The sequence below is a fragment of the Synechococcus sp. H60.2 genome (assembly GCF_047462315.1).
Classification (GTDB): Bacteria; Cyanobacteriota; Cyanobacteriia; order Thermostichales; family Thermostichaceae; genus Thermostichus.
The window spans coordinates 1-8,390 of sequence record NZ_JANSIZ010000089.1 but is presented as its reverse complement, the minus strand read 5'-3'; the positions used below and the strand labels follow the sequence as shown (position 1 = coordinate 8,390).

6 protein-coding genes are annotated in these 8,390 nt (G+C 60.8%); 4 read left to right on the top strand and 2 right to left on the bottom strand.

All coding sequences use genetic code 11. The annotated features are described in order from the left end of the window. The first annotated feature begins 192 nt into the window (after positions 1-192). Together lpdA and NW845_RS11480 are read left to right on the top strand one after the other, a co-directional pair. Complete coding sequence (gene lpdA / locus NW845_RS11485) at positions 193-1,575, top strand: dihydrolipoyl dehydrogenase (protein ID WP_414378641.1); 1,383 nt, start codon at positions 193-195, stop codon at positions 1,573-1,575. Between the two features lie 82 nt (positions 1,576-1,657). Then, positions 1,658-2,965 (top strand): class I SAM-dependent methyltransferase, encoded by a 1,308-nt coding sequence (locus tag NW845_RS11480; RefSeq protein WP_414378640.1) that lies wholly within the window; start codon positions 1,658-1,660, stop codon positions 2,963-2,965. An 18-nt stretch (positions 2,966-2,983) separates the two neighbouring features. Here the strand turns inward: NW845_RS11480 and NW845_RS11475 are convergent, their stop codons facing one another. Together NW845_RS11475 and glgB are read right to left on the bottom strand one after the other, a co-directional pair. Continuing rightward, positions 2,984-4,375 carry a TldD/PmbA family protein gene (locus NW845_RS11475; RefSeq protein ID WP_414378639.1) on the bottom strand — a complete coding sequence of 464 codons (1,392 nt, stop codon included), beginning with the start codon at positions 4,373-4,375 and terminating at the stop codon, positions 2,984-2,986. Positions 4,376-4,414: 39 nt separating this feature from the next. Further along, positions 4,415-6,706 carry a 1,4-alpha-glucan branching protein GlgB gene (glgB, locus tag NW845_RS11470; RefSeq protein WP_414378638.1) on the bottom strand — a complete coding sequence of 764 codons (2,292 nt, stop codon included), beginning with the start codon at positions 6,704-6,706 and terminating at the stop codon, positions 4,415-4,417. A 201-nt stretch (positions 6,707-6,907) separates the two neighbouring features. Here glgB and tatA point away from each other — a divergent pair, with 201 nt between their 5' ends. Continuing rightward, a complete protein-coding gene (tatA, locus tag NW845_RS11465) occupies positions 6,908-7,168 on the top strand; it encodes a twin-arginine translocase TatA/TatE family subunit (protein WP_414378637.1) in 261 nt (86 codons plus the stop codon). Positions 7,169-7,429: 261 nt separating this feature from the next. After that, positions 7,430-8,275, top strand: a complete 846-nt coding sequence (locus tag NW845_RS11460; protein ID WP_414363883.1) for an anti-sigma factor domain-containing protein — start codon at positions 7,430-7,432, stop codon at positions 8,273-8,275. Positions 8,276-8,390: the final 115 nt, after the last annotated feature.

The following is an 8,390-nucleotide window of genomic DNA, read 5'->3' as shown; positions in this document are numbered from 1 at the left end:
CTCCGCCAGCGTGCCATCCACGTCGAAAATCAAAGCTTGCAGTTCCATGCGCACCCCCCGTTCCCACCCCGCCAGCCTCCTGTCAACTGGGCAGGCGACCCTATGCTACCTCATGGTTTGGATGCTCTCAGCCAGGTTCCTGGGAAGGCCAACAAGATGAGAAAATGAGGCACCGGTTATCCAAGTCTCGCCATGAGCTTCGATTTTGACTTGATCATCATTGGTGCCGGCGTCGGCGGCCACGGCGCAGCGCTGCATGCCGTCGAATCCGGCCTCAAAACCGCCATCGTCGAAGGTGCGGAAATGGGCGGCACCTGTATCAACCGCGGCTGCATCCCCTCCAAGGCTCTGCTGGCCGCCTCCGGCCGCCTGCGGGAACTGCAACACAGCGCTGGGCTGGGCATCCAAGTGGGATCCGTCCAGGCTAACCGGGAGGCCATTGCCAATCACGCCACCCAGGTGGTGGAGAAGATCCGCGCCGACATGACCCGCTCCCTGGAGAAACTGGGGGTAACACTCCTGCGGGGACGGGGCAGGCTGGCGGGATCCCAAATGGTTGAAGTCCAGGAGGAGAAGGAATCTCGAACCTACACGGCGCGGGACATTATCTTGGCCACGGGTTCCCAACCCTTTGTGCCCCCGGGGATCCAAGTAGATGGCCGCACGGTGTTTACCAGTAACGAGGCGGTGCGGTTGGAGTGGATCCCGGAGCGGCTGGCCATCATCGGCAGCGGCTACATTGGCCAGGAGTTTGCCGACGTCTACACGGCGCTGGGATCCCAGGTCATTCTCATCGAGGCCCTGGAGACCCTGATGCCGGCCTTTGACCCCGACATTGCCCGCCTGGCCCAGCGGGTGCTGATCAAACCCCGCCAGATCCAGACCTATGTGGGCGTGCTGGCCAAGCAGGTGATCCCTGGCCAGCCGGTGACGATCCACCTCTCTAACGGCGAAACGCTGCAGGTAGATGCCTGCCTGGTGGCCGCTGGGCGGACCCCGGTCTCAGAGGGGCTGGGCCTGGCGGAGCTGGGAGTGGAGTTAGACAAGCGCGGCTTTGTACCCGTAGATAGCCGTATGGCCACGGAATTGCCCCACCTCTGGGCCATTGGCGATGTGACGGGCAAGCTGATGCTGGCCCACGCGGCGGCAGCCCAGGGGCGGGTGGCGGTGGAAAACATCTGTGGCCGCCCTGCTTACATGGATTACCTGAGCATCCCAGCAGCGGTGTTCACCCACCCGGAGATGGGCTTTGTGGGGCTAACCGAGCCCCAGGCCAAAGCCGAGGGCTACAGCGTGGGCACGGTGCGCACCTACTTTGGCGGCAACTCCAAGGCCATTGCCTCTGGCGAGACGGAGGGCATGGTCAAGCTGGTCTTTGACAAGGAGACGGGTCTCCTGCTGGGATCCCACATCTTTGGGCCCCATGCTGCGGATCTCATCCACGAGGCGGCCCAGGCCATCGCCCGCCGCGCCACGGTGCAAGAGCTGGCCCGCCTGGTGCATGTTCACCCCACCCTGGCAGAGACGCTGGAGGAAGCCTACCGGCGAGCTGCCCACAGTTTAACCGCAGCCTAGCCGTGGCCTGCTGGCGACCGACACGGGCCGACTTGACGGCCAAAGCTGGTCTAATAGGATAGGGGGGAAGAGGTGGGAGGACGTGGCTTTGGCCAGCGAAGCGGAGATTACCCGGGCGGTGCAGGCCCAGTACGAGGCGTTTCCCTACCCGCCCGTTCCCTACGACCGGCCCTTTGAGGGCTTTTCCAGCCTAGGCAGCTACATCCTCGCCCAATATGCCCGCACCCGCACTTTGCAAGAGCCGACCGGGGCCAGATTTTTGGTGGCTGGCTGCGGCACCGGCTGGGAGGTACACGGCATTGCCGCCAGCAACCCCGGCTATGGCGCCGTGGTCGGGATCGATCTCAGCCGCCCGGCCCTAGAGATTGCCCAGAAACGGATCAAGTACCACGGCCTGCGCAACTGCTCGGTGCACTACGGGGATCTCATGGATCCCTCCACTTGGCCGGAGGGGAGCTTCGACATGATCAGCTCCTATGGGGTGATCCACCACACCGCCGATCCGGTCAAGGCTTTGAGAAACTTGGCCTCGCGCCTAGCTCCCGAGGGGGTAATGGCGCTGATGCTCTACAACCGTTCCGGCCGTTGGCATGTCTACCGCATTCGCCGCGCTCTGGAGCTGCTGGGGATTACTCCGCCGGCCACGCCGGAAAAGATTGAATTTGTGCGGCAATTGTTAAAGGCAGCCCATCCCAATTCCCTGCTAGCCCGGCATGCCAAGGCCCACGAGGAATACTACTCGGCAGACGAAAACATCGTCGACAACTTCTTCCACGCCAACGACATTCCTTTTGACATTGGCGAGATCCCCGACCTTTTGGCCCAGGCGGGTCTGGAGTTTATCGATGTCGCCCCCTACTTGGATTATTGGAATGCCAAGCCCTTAATTGCCGCCACCCACCCGGAGTTCCACCGCCGCTACGAAGCCCTCTCCCGCATTGACCAACTGCGGGTTATCGAGTACTTGGAGCCCCTCTACCACACGCAAAATCTCTTTTGGTGCTGCCACCAGGGCAAGAAGCTGGCCAACTGGGATCCCTTCACAGCCGAGTTTTTCCGCAGCTCCCGTTGGCAGCTCAACCCCCTCTTTCTCCAGCACGGCCAGGTGCGCTACTGGGATCGCAAAATCCCCTTTTCGGATCTGCTGGGCAAGGTGGATCCCGCCCAGATTGTGACCCAAAAGTTGGACATCTTCTGGCCCATTGCTCGGATCCCGGGCAAGATGATCGCCTCCAGCCGCTACCAGGTCGTGGAGCTGCTGCTCCCCTTAGCCAAGCAGGCCCGCTCTGGCGCGGAGATTTTGAACCAGCACGCCGAGAGAGCCGAGCATGTTCTCCGCCTCTTTCGCGAGTGGGAAGCCGACCGCCTGGTTCTAAGAGTTGCTCTCTAGAACGGCAGGGGGTGGAGGCTAAGCGCTCTGCCGGCCACCCACAATGGCGCGGCAGCGGATATAGGGCCCTCCAGCATCCACCTTGGCCGGCTGACCCTTGCCGCAGTGGCCGGATCCCAAGTCCCACAGGAAATCCCGCGACACAGCATCCACCGACTGCAACACCTCAAAGGCATTGCCGGTAATGGTAACCCCTCGCAGCAGCTCTGCTAGCTTGCCGTTGCGAATGCGGTAGGCCCGCTCCACGCCAAACATGAACTCACCCGTGGAGTCGGCTTGCCCATTCCTGGCCCCATCCAGGAAGTAGCCGTCAGGTGTGCTAGCAAGGATCTCCTCCAAGGTTTGGGATCCCGGCTCAAGGTAGGTGTTGCGCATGCGGATAAGCGGCTCGTCGGCATACTCCCAGGCGCGGGCGTTGCCGGTGGGCTCGACGCCAAAGTAGGCAGCCGTTTCGCGGTTGTGCAGGTAGCTCACCAAGATGCCGTTCTGGATGATGGTGGTGGTTTGGGTGGGAACGCCCTCATCGTCCACCGGCAGCGTTCCCCCTGCCCCTGGCATGAATTCCGAACGGCCGGAGTCCTTGAGGGTAACCAGTTCGCTGGCTACCCGCTGCCCCAGCTTGCCGGCTGCTACCGAGCCCGCCAAGACAAAATCCCCCTCGACCGTGTGGCCAATGGCCTCGTGCACCAGCAGCCCCACGATGGAAGGGGACAAAATGACTGTGGCCCATCCTCCCTCGGCGTAGCCTGCAGAGAGGAGATCGACCGCGGTGGCAGCCGCCTTCTCCGACATCTGCAAGGGATCCGTCCGAAAAAGGCAATCCCACCCCCCGGTAACACCAATGGACTCGGCGCCGCTGCTCAGTTGGCCATCCGCCTCGGCCACCGCCTGGATCCGCAGTTCAGGGCGCACCAGACGAAAGGCCACATCCGCCCCATCTGTAGTAACAATGGCTTTTTCCTCGTAGATCTCGTTGTAGGTGCAACTGGCCGAGGTAATGCGAGCAGAGGACTTGCGGGCTTGGGCTTCCGTTTCCAAAACCAACTGGATCTTGGCCTCTAGGGGCTTGTTGACCACCTCCTCCACGCCGGGCTCGCAGAACTCTCCCTGGGCCAGGGCTACGCTGGGCAAAGCCTTCAGCTTCTGTTTGCGGCAGTCGGCGCTGGCACGGGCCGCCTGCTGGGCTTCGGCAATGGCCTTGCGAATGGCGGCTGGGGAGAGATCCCCGGTGGCAGCAAAGCCCCAGGTGCCGGCCTCCAGCACCCGCACCCCCACCCCTGAGCGCCGCCGAACCGCCGTCCGCTCAATGCGGCCCTTTTCCGCCGTAACGCTGCGAAAGACTTTGCTGTGGTAGCGCAGTTCCACCAAGCCGGAGTAATCCCGAAGGATGTCGCGCAGGAGATCTCGCATGGCCCTAAGGGGAAGGACGGTACTTCCAGCATACCCTTTTTAGGTCGAGCTCTCAGCCGGCTGGGGCGGCTGCCACTTCAGCACCAAGGTCGAAAGAGGAGGCAAACAGAGCTCAAGCGAGTAGGGCAGGTTGTGGTAGGGCCAGTCATCTGTCCACTTACCCCCTAGGTTGCCAACGCCGCTGCCCCAGAACTCCACCGCGTCGCTGTTGAGCAGTTCCTGGTAAAACCCTCGCTGCGGCACGCCAATGCGGTAATTCGGCCAAACCACCGGTGTAAAGTTACAGACTACCACTAGCCACTCCTTGGGATCCTCCCCATAGCGGATAAAGGAGATAATGCCCCGATGGTCGCTGCAGTCAATCCAGCGGAACCCTTCTGGCTTGGTGTCTTGAGTGTAGAGAGCTGGCTGCGAGCGCAAGAGATGGTTGAGGGTGGCTACGTAGTGGCGCAGCTTGGCGTGGGGCTCATACTGCAGCAGCTCCCAGTCTAGATCTGCCCAAACATTCCACTCGTTCCACTGGCCAAACTCCATGCTCATGAACAAAGTTTTCTTGCCGGGGTGGGTGAACATGTAGCCGTAGAGGGCCCGCAAACTGGCAAACTTGTGCCACACATCCCCTGGCATTTTGCCCAACATGTGGCTTTTGCCGTGCACCACCTCATCGTGGGAAAAAGCCAGCATGTAATTTTCGCTAAAGGCATACATGAGGCTGAAAGTCACTAGGTTGTGATGGAACTGGCGGAACCAGGGATCCATGCGAAAATAATTCAGCATGTCGTGCATCCAGCCCATGTTCCACTTGAGGTTAAAGCCCAGACCACCCACATGGGTTGGCCAGGTTACCATTGGCCAGGCAGTGGATTCCTCGGCAATGGAAAGAACGCCAGGGTAGTACTTGAAGATAAGGGTGTTGAGCTGGCGAAGGAAGTCAATCGCCTCCAAATGCTCTCGCCCACCGTAGGAGTTGGGGATCCAGTCTTTGCGGTCGTAATCCAGATAGAGCATTGAGGCCACCGCATCCACCCGAATGCCGTCGATGTGGTATTTGTCAAACCAAAAGAGGGCATTGGCTATTAGATAGTTGCGCACCTCGTTGCGGCCGTAGTTGAAAACCAAAGTGCCCCAGCTCTTGTGCTCGCCCTTGCGGGGATCGGCATACTCGTAGAGGTGGGTACCGTCAAAAAAGGCCAGCCCATGCCCATCTTTGGGGAAATGCCCCGGCACCCAATCGACAATGACGCCGATCCCTTCCTGGTGGGCGCGATCGACAAAGTACATGAAGTCTTGGGGCAATCCGTAGCGGGAGGTTACCGCGTAGTAGCCAATAACCTGGTAGCCCCAGGAGCCGTCGAAGGGGTGCTCGGCCACAGGTAAGAGCTCGATGTGGGTAAAGCCCAGCTCCTTGACATAGGGGATCAACTTGTCCGCCAGCTCCCGGTAGGTGAGAAAGCGGGTGTTGGGCTTTTGATCCACCGGCACCAGGTGCCCATCGGCGGGGGGGTCTTCCGTTGAGGCGTGCATCCAGGATCCCAGATGCACCTCGTACACCGAGATGGGCGAGCGCAGCGGGTCGGTGGCAGCCCGCTTTTCCAGCCACTCCTGGTCGTGCCAGGTATAGGTGTGGAGGTCGGCTACAATTGAGCCGGTTTTGGGTCGCACCTCCTGCTGAAAGCCATAGGGATCTGACTTTTCGTAGATATCCCCCCAGGCAGTTTTCACCTCGTACTTGTAGACGGCTCCTGGCCCAACACCAGGGATGAACACCGCCCAGATGCCACTTTCGCCCAGCCGCTTCATTTGGTGTTGGCGGCCATCCCAGTGGTTGAAGTCGCCAATGACACTGACATTGCGGGCGTTGGGAGCCCAGACGGCAAAGTGGACTCCCTGAACCCCATCTACGCTGATGGGATGGGCGCCCAACTTCTCGTAGATGCGGTGGTGGTTGCCCTCGTTGAAGAGGTAGCGGTCCAGCTCACCGATGTGGTTGACCTTCTCCAGGGGAAAGCGATAGGGATCCTCCCACTCTTCCAAGTGCTGGCCCTCTGGATCCCAAACCCGCTGCGCCCGCAGAAAGTAGTCTGGAACCGGCGTGCCAGGCGCAAAGCGCAGCTCAAACAACGTTTCTGGATGCAGCGGCTGCATCGGGTGGGCCTGCCCAGTGGCGCGTTCCACCAGCCAAACCTGTTTGGCATTGGGCACCAGGGCGCGCACCAGCCAGAAGGACACCTCCCCCTGCTCTATCTGCTGCGGCCCCAAAACAGCATAGGGATCCCGCCACTGGTTGGTGACGAACTGAAGCACTTGTTCGGCAGACAGGAGAAAGCCCATCGGCAAGCTTCAATAAAGCAACAATCTCAGTCTAGCGGTGCTCGGCTGCCACTTTTGGTAGCGCAGGGATTGCCGGAGCCATGGCGGTAGCAGCCAAACCTTTCTGCCCCTGGGAAAACCTGCTAGAGTTGGGAGGGGGTAATTCTCCTCCTTGCCAGCGAGATTGGTTGGCTTGTTTTGTTGTTGGGGTTTTGGGGACTTATGGCTATCCTGCTGTCGAGCGAACCTATCCTGGCTGTGAGCATCTTTGGCATGGGTCTGCCAGAGCTGGCCGTGATTGGGGTAATCGCGGTGGTCGTGTTCGGCCCCAAGAAGCTGCCGGAGTTGGGCAGCGCCTTTGGCAAAGCATTGCGCAGCTTCAAACAAGAGATGAACAACCCCAGCAGCGATGACGAACCTGTTGCCGCTGCCGATCGCGTGAGCGGGAAGGAGTCCCTGAAGGCAGAAAAGGACGCCGCCTGAGAGCCTCAGAACTAAAAAAAGGGCGGCTTGGGTCGGCTCCTTAAGTTTTGTAGGAGACGAGTCCTTGGCTGGCTGAGAAAACAAGTCGCATGGCCGGGATCCCGGCCAACCCCTGCGGGATCCGCACCAGCCGCAACAAAATGGAAGTCGGCTTGCCAGTGGGCCGGATCCAGGGCTGGTGTATATTTCTGAAAAAGCTACCAGCCTGGTGCTACCGCTTGACCCAAAGCCGGGCTGGACAGGCGCAGCCGATGGAGAGCTATGGTCGAGCCGACCGATTTCGAGCTGATGCGCCAGATCCAACTGCGGGATCGCCGCAGCCACTTTTTACTTAAGGATCGCTACCAAAAGCGCCTGCTGGAGATCGCGCTGTCCACTCTCAAGCAGCCTCACCAAGCCGAAGAGGTGGTGCGCCAGGTGTTTGCGTTCTGCTGGAAACATGCAGAGGCCTTTGACCTGCAGCGGGATCGCTCGGTGGCCCTGTGGCTTTACGAGTTGACGGCCTTTCAAGCCCAAGAACGCTTGCGGCGCTGGAGCTGGTTGCCCGCCCCTGCCTCCATCCGGGTCGCACCTCCTTTGTGGCCGCGGCGCCTCCTCTGGGTCGGCTTAGCAGCGTTGGGGATCTACGCGGTGGCCATAACAGCGGCCTACTGGCGGCTGCGCTGGCAGGGGGAGCCGGTAGCCATGCAACGGCTCTATCAGGAGTGGCAACGACAACCGCAGGTACGGCGAACCCTTCTACGCGACCCTAGCTTCCGCAACCCCCTGTTGGTACAAGCTCTCTGGTCGCCCCGTGCCAAGCAGGTGCTGCTCTTGGCCTCAGATATGGCCCCTGCCCCCCCAGGCAGCACCTATCAATTGTGGCTGGAGTCGGATCTGCAAGGAGGGGGACGACGGCTGGAAAGCGCCGGCACCTTCACCGTCAACGCCGAGGGATCCCTGCAATGGCTCAGCCAGCCCACCCGTTCCCAGCAGCCGACCCGCCTTTGGATCACCCTCGAACCGGCAGGCGGGAGCGAATCCCCCACCAGCGCGCCTCTGCTGCAGAGCAACTTCTGGATCCCTGCCTCTCAACCTGAGGAGAGCAAAGAGCACCTCTTAAACTAGCTTGAAATGACTCCTAAGACCCTGGAAGTTGCTCCGTCGGGTCAACGTAAGGCGCGGGATTCCCCACCCGGGTGGGGAGGGATAGCGCCTCCTGACTGATTCTGGATATATCGCT